We start from the raw sequence: 17,781 nt of genomic DNA, 5'->3' as shown, positions 1-17,781 counted from the left end.
CAGGGGGCTCCCTCAGCAATGGCGACGGCGAGCGGCGATGCGCTCGTGACCCGAGGGGTTCTCATAGCTTACCGCGCCGGAAGGCGAAAGTTGTCGTCTGCCCTCGACGCCTGCGGATCGGGAACGCCGAGGGGTGCGGAGGGGCGCCGAGGCCTTTGGGCGACGCAACCAGGATCGGCCGCGGCGAGACCTCGAAAGCCGCTGTTGCGGAGATCACAGTGCTTTGACTAGTATCGCGATACTATGATGTTGCGGTGATACGGATTGGCTTTTTTCAGGAAGATCGGCAAGGAGTTGGGGCGCTGGCGCTCCAAGCTGCGCAGTGCGCCCTGGATGTTCCTGGGTGCCGTTCGGCGCCGTGACTACGATTCCAGGCGCCCGCATAGTGTAAAGATCACACCGGGAAACCAGCCCATTGCCGAGCAGGTCGCCATTCTGGTGATCTTTCCGCGCGACGGCATACCCGATTCCACTTTTGCCACGCTGGCCCATTTCGCCCGGAACGGCATCGCCTGCGTCGTCGTGTCCAATGCTACCCTGCGCGAGGGGGATCGCGAACGGCTATGCGCAGGCACGCATCTGGTGATCGAGCGGCCAAATCTCGGCTATGATTTCGGCGGCTTTCGCGAGGGCATTCTCACCCTGTTCGACCGGGGCGTGAGGCCCCGCATGCTCTTCCTGATGAATGACAGCCTGTGGTTCCCGCTGCGCCCCGACTGCGACGCGGTGGCGCGCTGCCAGCAGGCGAAGGAAGACATTTTCGGCTTCCACCTTAATTGCGCCCCGCGCTTCGGCGTGAACCACGAGTATGTGCAGTCCTATTTCCTGCGCTTCTCGCAGCGTCTGGTGGCGAGCGAGGCTTTCCTAGCCTTCTGGCGCGACATGCCACTCATCGACAACAAGCATATGGTGGTCCGGCGGCTTGAGCGCGGCCTGTCGCGCCATTTCGCGCGGCGCGGCTACACGCTGGGCGCCTTCGTCCACTGGCGCACCGCGATCGACCGGCTGATGGCGCTGGACGACGCGGACAAGCTGTCGCGCCTTCTCGCCTATCAGTGCCGGCTCAACCCCAAGGACGCGGCAGCGATCCGGCCGATGCTGGAGCAGGGCTGGGCACCGCTGCGCATCCGCGACGCGCTCGCCGGCCCGATCCGCCGCAAGCGCCTGTTCGCTTCGTTTCCGATGATGCACCCCGAATTCGTGCTGGACCTCGGTTTCCCCGCATTGAAGCGCAAGCTGTCGATCCAGTACCGCGAACTCGTGCGCCTCGGCCTCGACGCGGATTTCGAGCCCGCCGTGCGCGCCGAAATGCAGCTCTGAGACGGCCGGCCCGGCGCCCCCGGGTGTGCGGCGGCGAGTTTTCTGAGCGGCTTGCCATGCGGGCGGCTTGCTGCCTCATATGGCGGATGCACGAACTTCTCCGGACCAATGACGTCGTCCTCCTCTCCGCCATCACCGCCCTGCTCGACAGCGCGGGAATCGGCCATCTCGTGCTCGACCAGCACATGAGCGTGATGGAAGGCTCGATCGGCCTGCTGCCGCGCCGGCTGCTGGTGGAGGGCGAGCGCGCCGACGATGCGCGCGCCCTGCTCGACGAGGCTGGCTTCGGTGCCGCCCTCGGCGACGCATGAGCGGCGCAGTGAGCGCGCCGGGGGATGACGAGACCCCGACCGATGACGGGTTGAGCGACGACGCTTTCCTCGGCGGTCGCCTGCGCCTGCTGCAGCCGCTGCGCGGCCACCGCGCCGGCCATGACGCGCTACTGCTGGCGGCGAGTGCGCCGTATGCCGGGTGCGCGGTCGATCTCGGCGCCGGGGTCGGTGCGGCCGGCCTCGCCTTCGCCGTGCGGGTGCCGACTGCGGCGCTGACGCTGGTGGAGATCGACCCCGCGCTGGCCGCACTCGCCGCCCGCAACGCGGCCCGGCAGGCGCCGAACCTTGCCGCGCGGGTGAAGGTGGTGAACGCCGATGTGGCCCGGCTCGGCCGCCCCTCCGGCCCTGAGGCGCCGGCGGCCGGTGCGGCCGATCTCGTGCTGATGAACCCGCCCTTCAACGACCCCGCCCGCCACCGCGCCTCGCCCCATGCCGGAAGGGCGCTCGCCCATGCGATTGCCGATGCCGATGTCGAAATCTGGCTGCGCGCGGCGGAGCGGCTTCTGGCACCGGGCGGGCGGCTCGCCTTGATCCACCGGCCGCAAGCCATCGAGGCGTTGCTGGCGGGGCTGAAAGGCCGTTTCGGCGCCGTGACGATCCGCCCGGTGCATCCCTCGCCCGGCGCGCCGGCGCACCGGCTGCTGATCGGCGCGCTCAAGGGCCGCCGCACGGCCCCCGCTTTCCTGCCCGCCATCACGCTGGCGGACGGCGCCGGGCGCCCGAGCACGCTGGCCGAGCATGTGCTGCGGGCGGGCGGCGCCATCGGGCCGGAGTGACGAAGCGTCATCTCTTCGCGCGACGACGCATTGAGCGAACGCCAAACGCACCCTATCTCTTGGGCATGGCAAACTCATCCGTCTTCAGCGATTTCCGCCGCCGTCTCGATCCCTTCCTGCCCGCCCGGCTGCGCGGCGGCACGCCCGTCGTGCCGGTGGTCCGGCTGAGCGGGGCGATCGGCATGGCCAGCCCGTTCCGTCCGGGCATCACCTTCGCCAATACGTCGCGGGCGCTGGAGCGCGCCTTTGCGGTGAAGGGCGCCAAGGCGGTGGCGCTGGTGATCAATTCGCCGGGCGGCGCGCCGACCCAGTCGCACCTGGTCTTCAAGCGCATCCGCTCCCTCGCGGTGGAAAAGCAGCTGCCGGTCATCGCCTTCGTCGAGGATGTCGCGGCTTCGGGCGGCTACATGCTGGCCTGCGCGGCGGACGAAATCGTCGCCGATGATTTTTCCATCCTCGGCTCCATCGGCGTGGTGAGCGCCGGCTTCGGCTTTCCCGCCGCGCTGGAAAAGCTGGGCATCGAACGCCGCGTCTACACCGCCGGCACCCGAAAAGTGATGCTCGACCCGTTCCAGCCAGAGAAGGCGGAAGATATCGAGCGGCTCAAGGCGCTGCAGCAGGAAATCCACGCCGCCTTCGTGGCGTTGGTGAAGTCGCGACGCGGCGATGTGCTTTCGGGCGATGACGAGACGCTGTTCTCCGGCGAGTTTTGGGCGGCGCCGCAGGCGCAGGAGCTCGGCCTCGTCGACTCCATCGGCGATCTCAGGGGTTTCCTGCGCGCCCGTTATGGCGACAAGGTCCGCACCCCACTGATCGAGGTAAAGCCCGGCCTGTTCGGCCGTCGCTCGCCCGGCGTGGGGATTGGCGGGGAACGGGGCGGCGGCCTGGCGGCCGATATCGGCGCCGGCGCGGCACAGGCCCTCATTTCCGCCGCAGAGGAGCGCGCACTATGGAGCCGCTTCGGGCTTTGACGTAACCCTGCCGCACGCTTCCGGAAACATCCTCATGCCGCCCGTCTTCCTCGTCGCTCTGGGTGCCCTCGGCACCGCCGCCCTCGTCAAGGTGCTGGTGCGCGAATCGCGCCGCGTGAACACCGAGCTGGACGCCCAGCGGCGCGCCGAAAAAGCCGGCGCGCTCGACGCCCGCGCCACGCTGCGCCGCGATCCCGCCTCCGGCGAGTACCGGCCGGGCGATTCATAGGGCGCGGCGCGGGCCGCCGGCGGCGCGCTGGAACGCCTCCAATGTTGCAACCCGGTCCCATCATTACCGCGAATTCACTTTATATGCCGTGACTTAACCCTTACGCCTTGCGGGATAGCGAGGATGGGACGGCGCGATGTTGCAGAAGGCGGAAAGCAGCTGGACGGGAGAGAAGACGACGCGCCGGCGGCGCCGTCGCCGCTGGCCGTGGGCCCTCGCCGCCGCGCTGCTCGCCGGGGCCGGCTATTACCACTATGCCGGCGGCGCCGCGCCCGAGGCGGCGCCCGCCTTCCAGACCGCCACCGTCGAGATTGGCGACATCGAGACCAGCGTCAACGCCATCGCCAAGATGCAGCCCAAGACCTATGTCGATGTCGGCACGCAGGTTTCCGGGCAGCTGCGCACCATCCACCCCGCAGTCGGGGATGTCGTGAAGAAGGATGACCTGCTCGCCGAGATCGACCCCACCGTCTACCAGACCCGCGTCGCCGGCGACCGTGCCAGCCTCGACAATCTGCGCGCCCAGCTGGCGCAGGCGGAAGCGCAGCTGACGCTGGACCGGCTGCGCAACGAGCGCGCGCAGCAATTGCTCAAGAACCAGTCCGGCAGCAAGGACGCGGCCGACGCCGCCATGGCGACCGAGCAGATCAGCGAGGCCAAGATCGACGCGCTGAAGGCGCAGATCGCCCAGATGCAGGCAACGCTGGACGGCGACCTCGCCAATCTCGGCTACACGAAGATCTACGCGCCGATGGACGGCACCATCGTCTCCATCACCGCCCGCGAAGGCGGCACGCTGAACGCCAACCAGTCCGCCCCGATCGTGCTGCGCATCGCCGACCTGCAGACCATGACCGTGACGGCGCAGGTGGCGGAGGGCGACATTCCGCGCATCACCGTCGGCACGCCCGCCTCCTTCTCCACGCTCGGCCTGCCGGACCGGCGCTGGCGCGGCACGGTGCGCCAGATCGAGCCGACGCCGACCATCGTCAACGACGTGGTGCTCTACAATGTGCTGATCGACGTGCCCAATGAAGACCTGATGCTGATGACCGACATGACGGCGCAGGTGTTCTTCCGCCTCGGCGAGGCCAAGGGCGTGCCGCTGGTGCCGACACCGGCGATCCGCACCGCCCGCGACGGCTCCCAGAGCGTGCGCGTGCTCACCCCGCAGGGGCCGCAGGAGCGCGCCGTGAAGACCGGCCTGTCCAACCGCAGCCAAACCCAGATCACCGAGGGGCTCGGGTCGGGCGAGACGGTGATAACAGGCACCAATGCCGCCGCCGGCCCGCGCCCGGGCGGGCGCCCCCCCATGCCGCCGCGTCTGGGCTGAGGGCGATGAACGAGCTCGCACGCCATGTCACGGAAGACCGGCCGGCAATGCCGCTATCCGAGGAAATGCGGCCGATCGTCGAGCTGGTCGACGTCAGCCGCATCTACCCCAATGGCGAGAGCGTTGTGCGGGCGCTGGACCGGGTGTCGCTCGCCATCATGCCCGGCGAGTTCATCGCCATCATGGGCCAGTCGGGTTCGGGCAAGTCGACGCTGATGAACATCATCGGCTGCCTCGACCGCGTGTCCTCCGGCCTTTACCGGGTCGACGGGGTGGACGTCGAAGACCTCGGCCCGGACGAGTTGGCGGAACTGCGCTGCTCGGCTTTCGGCTTCGTGTTCCAGCGCTACAATCTTCTGCCGAGCCTGACGGCGGCGGAAAATGTCGCCATTCCCGCCATCTATGCCGGCTCGGGCCGCGAGGCGCGCGAGGAGCGGGCGCATGAGCTGCTCGCCCGGCTCGGCCTCGGCGAGCGCAGCGAACACCGGCCGAACCAGCTTTCCGGCGGCCAGCAGCAGCGCGTCTCCATTGCCCGGGCGCTGATGAACGCGGCGCCGGTGATCCTCGCCGATGAGCCCACCGGCGCGCTCGATTCGCGCTCCGGCGAGGAAGTGCTGGCGCTGCTCGGCGAGCTGAATGCCGAGGGTCACACCGTCATCCTCATCACCCACGACCCCGATGTCGCGGCGCATGCCCGGCGCGTGGTGCGCTTCCAGGACGGGCGCATCGTCTCGGACGAACGGCGCGAGGAAGAGCCCGCCCGCGCGCCCCTGCCCGGCACCGGCCCGGCGCGGCGTGGCGGGCTGGCCCGCTTCGTGCCGGACCTCGCGGAAGCGGTACGGATGGCGTTCGCCTCGATGACGGCGAACCTGTTCCGCACCGCGCTGACCCTGCTCGGCATCGTCATCGGCGTCGCCTCCGTCATTACCATGCTGGCGGTGGGCGATGGCGGCAAGCAGAGCGTGCTCGACCGCATCTCGCAGATCGGCACCAACCTCCTCATCGTGCGGCCCGGCGCACCGGGCATCCGCACCGCCGGCGACAACGCCACCCTGCTGGCGGAGGACGCCGAGGCGCTGAAGGTCATTCCGGGCATCGACGCCATCGCCCCGGACCGTTCCGGCCGCTACACGCTGCGCTATGGCTCGCTCGACTATTTCACCACGGTGACGGGCACGACGCCCGACTATCTTGCCGCCCGCGATTGGGCGATGGCACGCGGGGTGATGTTCACGCCGGCCGATGTGCGCGCCTATGCGCCGGTGACGGTGCTGGGGCAGACCGTGGCGCAGAACCTGTTCGGCGCCGATGACCCGATCGGGCGCTATGTCATGGTCAAGAACGTGCCTTACGAGGTGATCGGCGTGCTTTCCCCGCGCGGCGCCAACGCCTTCGGACAGGACCAGGACGACGTGGCGCTGGTCCCGCTCTCCACCGGCTTCGTGCGGGTATTCGGCCGGCAGTTCCTGAACTCGGTCACGGTGAAGGTGACCAATGCCGACGATATTCCGGCGGTGGAGGCGGCGATCACACGCACCCTCACCGAGCGCCACCAGGCCGAGGACTTCCAGGTGCGCAACACCGCGCAGTTCCTGGAAACGGCGATGGAGACGCAGAACACGCTCACGCTGGTGCTAGGCTGCGTCGCCGCCATCTCGCTGCTGGTGGCCGGCATCGGGGTGATGAACATCATGCTGGTGAGCGTGACCGAGCGTACCCGCGAGATCGGCATCCGCATGGCAACCGGCGCGCGCATGAGCAACATCATGCTGCAGTTCAACACCGAGGCGCTGGTGGTGTGCTCGGTCGGCGGGGCGGTGGGCGTCGGGCTCGGCCTTGCCGCCGCGCTTGGGCTGGAATGGATGGGCGTGACCATCGTGCTCTCGCTGCTGCCGCCGCTGCTGGCCTTCGCCTGCGCCTTCCTCACCGGCCTCGTCTTCGGCTACCTGCCGGCGCGCAAGGCGGCCGGGCTCGACCCGGTGGTGGCGCTGGCCTACGAGTAGGGGCTCGACCCCCGCCATCCCTGACGGGCGAAGGCCGGGCCGGGATCGTAGATCATGCCGTGGCACGTTTCCGGCTCTCCGGCTGTACCTGCGGCCGGGATGAGGGCGGAATGGGCGGCGCCGCCGTTCCGGATGACGCGTGCGGGCAGGCCCACCCCTTGCCCCCCGCCGCCCAACCGTTTAGGCGAAACGCTGTGTCGGGGCGCTGGAGGTTTGCCGCATGAACGTTCTTCTGCTCGGCTCGGGGGGCCGCGAGCATGCGCTCGCCTGGAAGCTGGCGCAGAGCCCGCTGATGGGCGCCTTTTTCGCTTTGCCCGGCAATCCCGGCATCGCCTCGCTCGCCACCTGCCTCACTGGCGTGCCGCTGGAGGACCACGACGCCATCGTCACCCTGTGCCTGTCGGAAAAGATCGACCTCGTCGTCGTCGGCCCCGAGGCGCCGCTGGTGGACGGCATCGCCGACCGACTGATGAGTGAGGGCATCGCGGTGTTCGGTCCGCGCCGGGTGGCGGCGCAGCTGGAGGGCTCCAAGCTCTTCACCAAGGAATTGTGCAAGGCGCACGCCATTCCCACCGCCGCCTTCGGCCGCTTCACCGGGGTGGAGGAGGCGCGGGCCTTCGTCCAGCACCACGGCGCGCCGATCGTGCTCAAGGCCGACGGGCTGATGGCCGGCAAGGGCGTGATCGTGGCGATGACGCTGGAGGAGGCGCTGGCGGGCATCGACGAGGTGTTCGCCATGGGTGGCATCGGCACCGAGATCCTGATCGAGGAATTCCTCGAAGGCGAGGAAGTCTCGTTCTTCTGCCTCGTCGATGGCGAGACGGTGCTGCCCTTCGGCTCGGCGCAGGACCACAAGCGCGCCTTCGACAATGACGAAGGGCCGAACACCGGCGGCATGGGTGCCTATTCGCCCGCCCCGGTCTTCACCGCCGAAATGGAGCGGCGCACCCTCCACGACATCGTCAAGCCGACCGCCCGCGCGCTGGCCGACGCGGCAAGTCCGTTTCGCGGCGTGCTGTTCGCCGGGCTGATGATCACGCGCGAGGGGCCCAAGCTGATCGAATACAATGTCCGCTTCGGCGACCCCGAATGCCAGGTGCTGATGATGCGGATGGAGGGCGACCTGCTGCCACTGCTCGCCGCCGTCGCCACCGGGCGGCTGGAGGACCAGCCGGTGCCGCTGAAGCCGGACGCGGCGATTTCCGTGGTCATGGCGACCAGGGGCTATCCCGGCCCCTATGGCAAGGGCTCGCAGATTGGGGGACTGGAGGCGGCCGAGACAATCCCCGGGGTCAAGGTGTTCCACGCCGGCACCCGCCGGGAGGGCGACGACATCCTCGCCCATGGCGGGCGTGTGCTCACCGTCACCGCGCTCGGCGGCAATGTCGCCGAGGCGCGCGAACGCGCCTATGACGCCATCGCCCGCATCGACTGGCCGGAAGGCTTCTGCCGCCGCGACATCGCCTGGCGCGCGCTGGACGCGTAAAGGGATGCGGGCCGGCCTGCCGGCAAATGCGGCCGCTCGCACTGGCGCCCCCGCGTCACCGTGCCCATGTTCAAACAAATGCCGCGGGCCCGTGGCAGAAGAAATGCATGGGCGAAACCATGGATAATTCCACCTCTGGGCGGCGGCGTCCGCCGGCAGGCGACGCCCCGGTCGGCGACCCGCCGCAGGCGCCCGTGCTGTTTGTGCCGCCAAAGGGCGAGGAACCGGGCGCGGCCAGCGCCGTCATTTCCTCGGGCGGCGGCACGGTGCCGGGCGCCCCGACGCACCGCGTGCCGACGCTCGGCGTGGCGCTGGGCTCGGGCGGGGCGCGCGGCCTCTCGCATATCCTCGTGCTGGAGGCGCTGGACGATCTCGGCCTGCGTCCCACCGCCATGGCCGGCGCCTCCATCGGTGCGCTGTTCGCCAGCGTCTATGCGGCCGGCATGCCGGCGCGCGACATCCGCCACATGGTGACGCACATGCTGCGCAAGCGCAGCGACGTGATGAAGCGCCTGCTCGCCGCGCGGGTGGGGCGCATCGCCGATCTATTCGGCGCGGGGCTCGGCAACCCGGTACTGATCGACGCCGAGCGCTTCATCGGCGGGTTCCTGCCCGAGGCGGTGCCGGAGACCTTCGAGGAACTATCGATCCCCCTGCAGGTGGTGGCGACCGACTATTGGGAGCGCTGCGAGCGCACGTTCGCTCGTGGCCCCATCCGCCCGGCGCTTGCGGCCTCGCTGGCCATCCCCGGCCTCATCCGCCCCGTCCAGCTGGATGGCCACACGCTGGTCGATGGCGGGGCGGTGAACCCGCTGCCGTTCGATCTCCTGCGCGCCAAGGCCGATGTAGTGATCGCCGTCGACATAACCGGCGGCCATGGCACCGAGATGCGCGGCGTGCCGGCCCCGTTCGAGGCGATGTTTGCCACGCTGCAGATCATGGCCTCGTCTATCGTCGGCGAGAAGCTGAAATCCGGGGCGCCGGACATACTCATCCGGCCCAATGTGAATGATTTCCGCGTGCTCGACTTCTTCCGCGCCGCCGCCATCCTCAAGGCAGCCGAGCCGGTGAAGGACGAGGTGAAGCGCCGGCTGGAGGCGGTTCTGGGGTGAGGTCGCCCTACCCCCGCCGCCCCGCGAAAAACTCCCGCAGCAGGTCGGCCGCCTCGCTCTCCCCCAGCCCGCCATAGAGGTCCGGCCGGTGATGGCAGGTCGGCTGCGCGAAGAAGCGCACGCCGCTTTCCACCGCCCCACCCTTGGCGTCGGCCGCGCCGTAATAGACTCGGCGCAGGCGGGCGAAGGAAATCGCGGCCGCGCACATGGTACACGGCTCCAGAGTGACGTAGAGATCGCAGTCGGTGAGCCGATCATTGCCGAGACGCACGGCTGCCCTGCGGATGACCAGCATTTCCGCATGGGCGGTGGGGTCGGACAGTTCGCGGGTGCGGTTGCCGTCAGTGGCGAGCACCGTGCCGTCCTTCACCAGCACGGCGCCCACCGGCACCTCGCCACGGGCGGCGGCGCTGGCTGCCTCCATGAGGGCGAGCCGCATGAAATCGCGGCGCGCTCCCCCGCTACGGGCGTTGGCCGTGTCGGAATCATTGCTCGTCAAGGCTCTACTCGTCTAAAGCTCGCTTCATACCGCAGGACATGCTAGCACCCGCGGCCCGGAGACCGGATCAATCCCCATGCCCAAAAACACGCCGCCCCGCAAGGAAATCAACCGCGTTCCCCGCGCCGCCCGCCCGGCCGGGGCAGAGGAGGCGGGCCCGCGTGAGGCGGAGCGCATCGCCAAGGTGGTGGCCCGCGCAGGCCTCGGCTCGCGCCGCGAGATCGAGGAGTGGATTCTTGCCGGCCGCGTCGCGGTGAATGGCGAGGTGCTGGAAAGCCCCGCCCGCACGGTCACGGCCGAGGACGAGATCACCGTCGATGGGGTGAAGCTGCCGGAAAAGGAGCGCACGCGCCTGTTCCTCTACCACAAGCCCAAGGGCGTGGTGACGACCAATTTCGACCCCGAGGGGCGCCCCACCCTGTTCGAGATCCTTCCGGCCGGCCTGCCGCGCCTGGTCTCGGTGGGGCGGCTCGACCTCAGCACCGAAGGGCTGATCCTGCTCACCAATGATGGCGGGCTGTCGCGGGTTCTGGAACTGCCGGAAACCGGGTGGCTGCGCCGCTATCGCGTGCGCGCCAAGGGCGACATCACCCAGGACAAGCTCGACGCGCTGATCGCCGGCGTCACTGTCGACGGCGTGCATTATGGGCCGATCGAGGCGGTGCTGGACCGCGTGCAGGGCGCCAATGTGTGGCTCACTCTGGCGCTGCGCGAGGGCAAGAACCGCGAAGTGCGCAATGTGCTCGGCTCGCTCGGGCTCGACGTGAACCGGCTGATCCGCCTCTCCTATGGCCCGTTCCAGCTCGGCGAGCTGCCGCAGGGCGAGGCCGAGGAGGTGCGTACCCGCATCCTCGCCGACCAGCTCGGCGAGACGCTGGCCAAGGCCGCCGGCGCCGATTTCGACGGCCCGATGTTCAACCATGCCGAGGACGATGCGCCCCGCGCGTCCAAAGCGGCCGCCAAGGGTGCCGCCAAGCCGCGCTACACCAAGCCGGAAGGCACCGAGGACCGCCACCGCCGCCTGCCCATCGACACCGAGCCGGGCGAGGGCAAGAGCGTGAAGGCCGGCATCGTGGCCGATCGCAAGGGTCGCAAGGTGCTGGTGCAGCGCGTGCGCTCCACCGAAGCCCCGCCCGAGGACGCGCCCGCCCGCCCCGCCCGCGCCCGACGCGACGAAGAGCGTGCCGCCGTGCGGACGGGCGAACGCCCCGGCCCGGCGCGCGGTGAGCGCGGCGGCGAGCGGACCTTCCGCAAGCGCCCCGATGGCTCGGCCGGCGACGCCCGCCCCGGCCGCGAGGATCGCCCCTTCAGCGAGCGCCCCGCCCGTGCCGGCGCCTCCAGCCGCGACCGCAAGGTCGGCGGCCCGCGCCCCTCGCGCCCGCGCTTCGAGCGTGAAGACGAGGCCGGCGAGCGCCCGCTCCGCCCCCGCGGCGACGCCGATGCGCCGCGCGCGGAACGCCCGGCGCGCGTGGATCGGCCGGAACGCGGGGAGCGTCCCGAGCGCGGGGAGCGTCCCGAGCGCCCCTTCCGCGAGCGCGCCCCGCGCCCTCAGGGCGAGCGCGGCGAACGTCCCGCCCGCAGTGCCGCACCTTCGCACAGCGAACGCCCCGAGCGCGGCGAACGCCCGGCCCGGCCGGAACGTCCCGAAAGCGGGCGCTCCTTCCGTGGCGCCGGCAGCGCGCGGCCCTATAGCGGCCGGGTGAAATCCGAACAGTCGCGCAGCTTCCGGCCGCGCCCGGAAGGCGACGAGCGCCCCGCACGTCGCGAGCGTCCCGAGGGGGATCGCCCGCAAGGGGAGCGCCCGTTCCGCGAGCGCACGTCGCGCCCCGAAGGCGAGCGGCCCGCGCGTTCCTTCCGCCCCCGGCCGGAGGGCGATGAGCGTCCCGCCCGTCGCGAACGTCCCGAAGCTGGGCGTCCCGAAGGTGGGCGTCCCGAGGGTGAGCGTCCCTTCCGCGCGCGCGACGATCGTCCCCCGCGCGGCGATCGCCCCTCCGGCGGCCGTTCCTTTGGCGACAAGCCCTCGGGCGGCGGTGGCAAGAGCTATGGTGCCAAGAATTTCGCTGACAAACCGGGGGGGCGCCCGTCCGGCGGCAAGCCGTTCGGGAAGCCCTCGGGCGGCCGTCCGGAAGGCGGCAAGCCGGCCGGTCGTCCGGGTGGCGGCAAGCCGTTCGGGGGCAAGCCTTCTGGCGGTAAGCCTTCTGGCGGTAAGCCTTCCGGTGGCAAGCCTTCGGGTGGACGGCCCTCCAGCGGCAAGCCCGGCCGTCCGCCCCGCTCGCCGCGTAGCTGACAGGCGCGGCCATGCGGATCGTCGGCGGGCGCTTCAAGGGGCGGGCGTTACGCGGCCCCTCGTCCATGGCCACGCGCCCGACCTCCGACCGGCTGCGCGAGGCGCTGTTCAACGTGCTCGCCCATGCCTATGGCGACGCGGCTGACGGCGCCCGCGTGCTCGACCTGTTCGCCGGCACCGGCGCGCTGGGGCTGGAGGCGCTGTCGCGCGGGGCACGGATAGCCGTGTTCGTGGACGATGCACCGGAACCCCGGGCGTTGATCCGTGCCAATGTCGAGGCACTCGGCGTCGGCGGCATCACCCGCATCTTCCGCCGCGACGCCACCGCGCTCGGCGATGCCTTCGCCAGCGACGCCTTCGACCTTGTGTTCTGCGATCCGCCCTATGGGAGCGGCCTCGCCGAAAAAGCGCTGGCCGGCGCCTTGGCCGGCCACTGGCTGGCGCCGGATGCGCTGCTGGTGGTGGAGGAGTCGGTCGAAGCCGCCTTCGCCGCCCCCAAAGGTTTCGAGGAACTGGAGCGCCGCCGCTACGACACGAGCGAGATCATTTTTCTGCGCGCCGCGCCCGCCTCACAGGGGCAGGACGCCAAGGGCTAGGCTGTCCCAGACGACGCGGAACGGAAACACCCCGACCTGCTGTTCGGCCCCCGCCGGTGTGCCGGCGAAGACCAGCCCCATCGCCACATAGCCGCCGATCCCACGACGAAGGACCAGCGCGCCGGAATCGCCCTCTCTGGCCGGCAGCCCGCCTCCGCCGGCCGGCACCCGGAGCGACCAGTAGCGCCCGACAGTGCGGACCGCGCCGTCGATCGCAACACTGCCGCCGGCCATCTGCTGGGGGAAGCCGCAATAGACGGTGCCGCGCGGCGTCACGTAGAAATACTCCGTGCCCTCGCCTTCGCGAAAGATATCGAGGGCGTTGATGTAGGCGTTGCCGCCCTCGACCTCCCAGGCGCCGGCCGCAATGCCGGGCAGGAGTTCGATCACCGCCGCGTCGGCGGCGATGACGGGTGCGGAAAGCCGGGTGGCCAGCACCGCATGGCCCGCCCCGGCCACACCCGACGCGGGCCGCCAGCGCACCGGACGCGGGAGCGCGCCGGAAAGATCGGTGACGACATGGGCGCAGGTGAGCGCGAAGGCGCCGCGCTCGGTGTGGAAGGTGAGGGCGCAGACACCCGTCTGGTTGTCGAAGCTGAGCAGGCCCTCACCACTGCGCAAAGCGAGTGCGCGCATATGGCCGCAGCCGACCACATCGGTGCGCAGCGCCCCGCCCCCGCGCGTGGCGATCTCGGAAGGAACGCAGCCCTGCGCGGGCAGGTCGTCGGTCTTCGCCTCGACATGCACCACAAGGCAGCGCTCGCCGGTCGCCTTTCCGCCGGTGAACTTCCGCCCGAAGCCGGTGGCAATGACATTGGGCAGCGCCATGAGCGCCCGCGCTTCGGGCAGCAGGCCGGGGAGCGCCCCTTCGCCCAGGCGCGGCACGCGCGGGGCCAGATGGCGCAGCGGCCGCGGTGGCGGGAGAACCTTTCCCGGGGGCCGTCCCCTGCGGATCATCTGCCTCCACCCGGAGGCTTCACGGTGCCGGCGCTGCCGCCGCCAGAGGCTGCCCCGGCCCCGGTTGCCGGCCCGCCCCCTTCCTTCCCGCCCGGGACCTGCGGCGTCTGGCTGGCGACTTTCTGCTGGCCGACGGCCGGAAGGATCATCAGGTCCTCGCGGCGCAGCAGCGGGCGCAGCCGGACGAGGTTGCCCTCCTCGTCGAACACGAACTCGTACACGCCGAAGCGTCCGGTGGCGCCGCCAGTCGTTGCCGTTCCGCTGAACGACGTCAGGGGAATCTTGTCGGCGAGCGTCGTCAGCAACTGGATGAAGGCGGTGGCGTCCTGCTCGCTCTTCATCGCCTTGATGAAGCCGCGCTCGAAGGTGACATCCATCGTGTGTTTGGAGAGGAAGGAGCCGAAGCGAAGCGCATAGGCGCGGTTGTAATTGGGCACCATCTGGATATCGACGGCCTGATCGTTGACGATCAGGATCGGCTTCACCTCGTAGAAGCGAATACCCTCTATGGTTGAGTCAGGCGGCACCGGGATCGCCGTCACATAGGCGCAGCCACCCAGCAGTGGGGCCAAAAGAAAGACCCACAAACACTCACGCACGTGATCCATAGCGCGTCCCCCGCCCCCAGGGGAAACTATGCGCCAATTCGCACCGAACGCAACCTATGCGAGCGCCTCTTCGGAAGCCCTCAGGAAGTGATTTCCTCCACCGCCGCCAGAATGCGCTCAAGGTCCTCCGGGCGGGACAGGCGGTGGTCGCCGTCCTTGATGAGGCTCAGCACCACGTCGTCCTCGGCGAGGCAGGTGACGAGGCGCAGCGCGTGCTGCCAGGGCACATCAGGGTCGGCCACGCCCTGCAGGATACGCACCGGGCAGCCGACGGCGAACGGCGCGCCGAGCACGAGGTTGCGTCGCCCATCCTCGATCAGCGACCGGGTGATGACCTGGCCGGGGCCGTATTGCGAGGGGCGCACCCATTGGCCGTCCCGCATCACGGCGGCGCGCGCCTCCTCCGGCATCGCCTTCCACATCAGCTCCTCGGTGAAATCGGGCGCCGGGGCGATCAGCACCAGCGCGGCAAGCCGGCCGGCCTCGCCCCGCGCCGCCAGCGCCCTCGCGAGAAGCAGCGCGATCCAGCCGCCCATGGAGGAGCCGACCACGACCTGCGGGCCGGAGGTCTCGGCGTCGAACACGGCGAGGGCGTCCTGCGCCCAGCGGGAGATGGTGCCGTCCTCGAAGGCACCGGCGGATTCGCCATGGCCGGAATAGTCAAAGCGCACGATGCGCCGCCCGGTGCGCGCGCCCCACTCGGCCAGCGCCTGCGCCTTGGTGCCGCGCATGTCCGAGAGGAAGCCGCCGCACCACAGGACGCCCGGCCTGTCGGCGCTCGACAGCCCCGGAGTGACGCGGACCGCGATCGCCCTTGCGTCGTCGCCGACGGTGATAAAGCGGGGAGCGTCGTTGGTGTCGGCGGGGTGGTTCATAGCGGGTCCTTCCTCACCGTCGGACGGTGCCGCGAAGCGGAGCTGGCCGGCCGCATCTTGCGATTCGGGCCGGCAACGCCATCTTGGCTTACAGCCAGGGATCGCGGACGAACAGCATGCCGGGGCCTCCAGCGGGCACACGCGCTGCTGGCAGGAACCGTGGCATGCGTAATTACATGCGATCGCGGCCGTCACGCCGTTGACTTCTGCCGGGTTTGTCACGATCTTCTGCGACCGTTTTACGCGCGCGGAAATCAGCCGGCCGGCGACCTTCGAGGCGCGGTGAAAACGTGACTATCTGAAATGGCAGAGGAGAAGACGCCATTCGTCGCCCCATGAGACCCGTCGCGCCGGAAAAGGACGGTCCGCGCGTCAACGAAGACATCCGCATCCGCGAAGTTCAGCTCATCGATCAGGAAGGGCAGAACCTCGGCGTCATACTTACGCGCGACGCGATCGCGATGGCGCAGGAGGCTGGCCTCGACCTTGTCGAGATCGCGCCGAATTCGGCGCCGCCGGTCTGCAAAATTCTCGACTATGGCCGGTTCAAATACCAGAACCAGAAAAAGGCCAACGAGGCGCGCAAGAAGCAGCACGTCGTCGAGATCAAGGAAATCAAGCTGCGGCCCGGCATCGACACCCATGACTATGATGTGAAGATGAAGTCCATCCACCGCTTCTTCGACGAAGGCGACAAGGTGAAGGTCACCCTGCGCTTCCGCGGTCGCGAGATGGCGCATCAGGAGCTGGGCTACAAGCTGATGAACAAGGTCAAGGAAGAGCTGGCACCGATCGCCAAGGTCGAGGCCGAGCCCTCGCTCGAAGGCCGCCAGATGGTCATGGTTCTGGCGCCGCGCTGACGCGCGCCGGCCCTTCGATCATGCGCGTCGTCCCCGGGCCTCGCCCCGGGGATTAACGTCCTTCACGAACCGAATCGCGGATGGCCGGGGTCCCCCCGGCCATGACGCGGGGTTCGTCATGTCGTGCCAATATCCCCCGTGCCAATCAGGCTGCCTTGCCGCGTAGGCCGCGCGACCCTGGCCGCCTAATCCGGCAACGCGCCGTTCTCGCCCAGCACCGCACCGGCGAGATAGAGCGAACCGGCGATCAGCACCCGTGGCGCCGCGCCGACCGGAAAGGCCGCCAGCCCCTCCAGCGCGGCGGCGACGCCGGCGGCGGTGGAGGCATCCATTCCGTGCGCCCGCGCGGCTGCCGCGAGGGCTTCCGGCGGCGCTCCCTTGTGCTCGCCGGGCACCGGCACCGCCACCAGTTCACGGGCGAGGCCGGCGAAGGGCGCGAGGAAGGCGTCCGCGTCCTTGTTTCCGAGCATGCCGACGATCAGCACCAGGGGCCGCGACACCCGGTCCTCCAGATCGGCCAGCGCGGCGGCGAGTGCCTGCCCGCCGGCGGCGTTGTGGCCACCGTCGAGCCAGATATCGACACCTTCCGGTGCCCGCTGCGTCAGCGGACCGGGACCGAGGCGCTGCAGCCGCGCCGGCCATTGCGCCGCCCGCATCCCCTCCTCGAAGGCATGGGCCGGCAGGCCGAGATTGGCCACCCGCAGCGCTTCCACCGCCAGCCCGGCATTGCCGATCTGGTGCGGCCCGACAAGGCGCGGGCGCGGCAGGTCCATCAGCCCAGCCTCGTCGGCGACGACCAGCCGGCCGCCCTCCTCATGCGCCTGGTAGTGCTCGCCCATGACCGAGAGCGGGACGCCGAGCCGCGCCGCCTGCCGCTCGATGACGGCCAGTGCCTCGCGCGACTGGTGGCCGAGCACGGCCGGCACGCCGCGCTTGAGGATGCCGGCCTTCTCGCCGGCGATCTCCGCCACCGTCTCGCCGAGAAAATCGACATGGTCGATCGAGACCGGGGTGATGACGCTCACCAGCGGCCGGTCAATCACATTGGTGGCGTCGAGCCGGCCGCCGAGGCCCACCTCCAGCAGCAATATGTCGGCGGGAACCTCCGCGAACAGCAGCAGCGCCGCCGCGGTGGTGATCTCGAAGAAGGTGATCGGCTCGCCGCCATTGGCTTCTTCGGCGCGCGCAAGCGCCTGGGTGAGGCGGGCATCGTCGACCAGCGCGCCCGCCAGCCTGATGCGCTCGTTGAAGCGCACCAGATGCGGGGAGGTGTACACGTGCACGCGCTGGCCGGCGGCTTCCAGTATCGCCCGCATGAAGGCGACGGTGGAGCCCTTGCCATTGGTGCCGGCGACATGGATGACCGGCGGCAGGCGGTGCTCGGGGTGGCCGAGCCGCTCCAGCAGCCGCCACATGCGGTCCAGCGACAGGTCGATCAGCTTCGGGTGCAGGGCCAGCAGGCGGTCGAAAATGTCGTTCACGGGCGGCTGCGGCCCCTGCGCAGGGACGGGGCCGGCAGCGGGAAGCGCGGTCATGG

17 protein-coding genes are annotated in these 17,781 nt (G+C 70.0%); 12 read left to right on the top strand and 5 right to left on the bottom strand.

Translation table 11 applies throughout. From position 1 onward, the window contains the following. Nucleotides 1-264: 264 nt before the first annotated feature. The 9 genes from EV667_RS00855 (at nt 265) to EV667_RS00815 (ending at nt 9,562) form a co-directional block, all read left to right on the top strand. On the top strand, nt 265-1,320 hold the full coding sequence (locus EV667_RS00855) for a rhamnan synthesis F family protein (protein WP_131833457.1): 1,056 nt from the start codon (nt 265-267) through the stop codon (nt 1,318-1,320). Between the two features lie 86 nt (nt 1,321-1,406). Continuing rightward, nucleotides 1,407-1,631, top strand: coding sequence for a putative signal transducing protein (locus tag EV667_RS00850; protein WP_131833456.1), 225 nt, complete (start codon nt 1,407-1,409; stop codon nt 1,629-1,631). A gap of 8 nt (nt 1,632-1,639) precedes the next feature. Next, nucleotides 1,640-2,428 carry a tRNA1(Val) (adenine(37)-N6)-methyltransferase gene (locus EV667_RS00845; RefSeq protein ID WP_245515921.1) on the top strand — a complete coding sequence of 263 codons (789 nt, stop codon included), beginning with the start codon at nt 1,640-1,642 and terminating at the stop codon, nt 2,426-2,428. 65 nt (nt 2,429-2,493) lie between these two features. Next, on the top strand, nt 2,494-3,399 hold the full coding sequence (locus EV667_RS00840; RefSeq protein ID WP_131833454.1) for a S49 family peptidase: 906 nt from the start codon (nt 2,494-2,496) through the stop codon (nt 3,397-3,399). A gap of 34 nt (nt 3,400-3,433) precedes the next feature. Then, on the top strand, nt 3,434-3,628 hold the full coding sequence (locus EV667_RS00835) for a hypothetical protein (protein WP_131833453.1): 195 nt from the start codon (nt 3,434-3,436) through the stop codon (nt 3,626-3,628). Nucleotides 3,629-3,764: 136 nt separating this feature from the next. Beyond that, complete coding sequence (locus EV667_RS00830; protein ID WP_131833452.1) at nt 3,765-4,961, top strand: efflux RND transporter periplasmic adaptor subunit; 1,197 nt, start codon at nt 3,765-3,767, stop codon at nt 4,959-4,961. Nucleotides 4,962-5,026: 65 nt separating this feature from the next. After that, a complete protein-coding gene (locus EV667_RS00825; protein ID WP_280960223.1) occupies nt 5,027-6,964 on the top strand; it encodes a MacB family efflux pump subunit in 1,938 nt (645 codons plus the stop codon). A 220-nt stretch (nt 6,965-7,184) separates the two neighbouring features. Next, the gene (purD, locus tag EV667_RS00820) at nt 7,185-8,450 is read left to right on the top strand and encodes a phosphoribosylamine--glycine ligase (RefSeq protein WP_131833451.1); all 1,266 of its coding nucleotides are present in this window, start codon (nt 7,185-7,187) and stop codon (nt 8,448-8,450) included. Between the two features lie 107 nt (nt 8,451-8,557). After that, nucleotides 8,558-9,562 carry a patatin-like phospholipase family protein gene (locus tag EV667_RS00815; protein ID WP_131833450.1) on the top strand — a complete coding sequence of 335 codons (1,005 nt, stop codon included), beginning with the start codon at nt 8,558-8,560 and terminating at the stop codon, nt 9,560-9,562. Nucleotides 9,563-9,569: 7 nt separating this feature from the next. On the opposite strand, the gene EV667_RS00810 is transcribed toward EV667_RS00815, so the two are convergent. Beyond that, complete coding sequence (locus EV667_RS00810; protein WP_207907699.1) at nt 9,570-10,001, bottom strand: nucleoside deaminase; 432 nt, start codon at nt 9,999-10,001, stop codon at nt 9,570-9,572. Between the two features lie 136 nt (nt 10,002-10,137). On the opposite strand from EV667_RS00810, the gene EV667_RS00805 reads away from it, so the two are divergent. Together EV667_RS00805 and rsmD are read left to right on the top strand one after the other, a co-directional pair. Then, nucleotides 10,138-12,348, top strand: a complete 2,211-nt coding sequence (locus tag EV667_RS00805) for a pseudouridine synthase (RefSeq protein ID WP_131833448.1) — start codon at nt 10,138-10,140, stop codon at nt 12,346-12,348. An 11-nt stretch (nt 12,349-12,359) separates the two neighbouring features. Further along, complete coding sequence (gene rsmD / locus EV667_RS00800; RefSeq protein ID WP_131833447.1) at nt 12,360-12,944, top strand: 16S rRNA (guanine(966)-N(2))-methyltransferase RsmD; 585 nt, start codon at nt 12,360-12,362, stop codon at nt 12,942-12,944. On the opposite strand, the gene EV667_RS00795 is transcribed toward rsmD, so the two are convergent. From EV667_RS00795 to EV667_RS00785, 3 genes are all read right to left on the bottom strand, one after another. After that, nucleotides 12,918-13,829, bottom strand: a complete 912-nt coding sequence (locus EV667_RS00795; protein ID WP_131833446.1) for a hypothetical protein — start codon at nt 13,827-13,829, stop codon at nt 12,918-12,920. The genes rsmD and EV667_RS00795 overlap by 27 nt on opposite strands. 68 nt (nt 13,830-13,897) lie before the next feature. Beyond that, complete coding sequence (locus EV667_RS00790) at nt 13,898-14,473, bottom strand: hypothetical protein (RefSeq protein ID WP_131833445.1); 576 nt, start codon at nt 14,471-14,473, stop codon at nt 13,898-13,900. 116 nt (nt 14,474-14,589) lie between these two features. Then, a complete protein-coding gene (locus EV667_RS00785) occupies nt 14,590-15,384 on the bottom strand; it encodes an alpha/beta hydrolase (protein ID WP_131833444.1) in 795 nt (264 codons plus the stop codon). Nucleotides 15,385-15,719: 335 nt separating this feature from the next. On the opposite strand from EV667_RS00785, the gene infC reads away from it, so the two are divergent. Then, the gene (gene infC, locus EV667_RS00780) at nt 15,720-16,244 is read left to right on the top strand and encodes a translation initiation factor IF-3 (protein ID WP_131833443.1); all 525 of its coding nucleotides are present in this window, start codon (nt 15,720-15,722) and stop codon (nt 16,242-16,244) included. A 185-nt stretch (nt 16,245-16,429) separates the two neighbouring features. Here the strand turns inward: infC and EV667_RS00775 are convergent, their stop codons facing one another. Beyond that, the gene (locus tag EV667_RS00775; protein WP_131833442.1) at nt 16,430-17,779 is read right to left on the bottom strand and encodes a bifunctional folylpolyglutamate synthase/dihydrofolate synthase; all 1,350 of its coding nucleotides are present in this window, start codon (nt 17,777-17,779) and stop codon (nt 16,430-16,432) included. Between the last annotated feature and the right edge of the window lie 2 nt (nt 17,780-17,781).

The sequence above is a fragment of the Ancylobacter aquaticus genome, from assembly GCF_004339465.1.
Taxonomy (GTDB): domain Bacteria; phylum Pseudomonadota; class Alphaproteobacteria; order Rhizobiales; family Xanthobacteraceae; genus Ancylobacter; species Ancylobacter aquaticus.
Note: the sequence above shows the minus strand (reverse complement) of the source record. Positions and strands in the feature narration are given on the sequence as shown.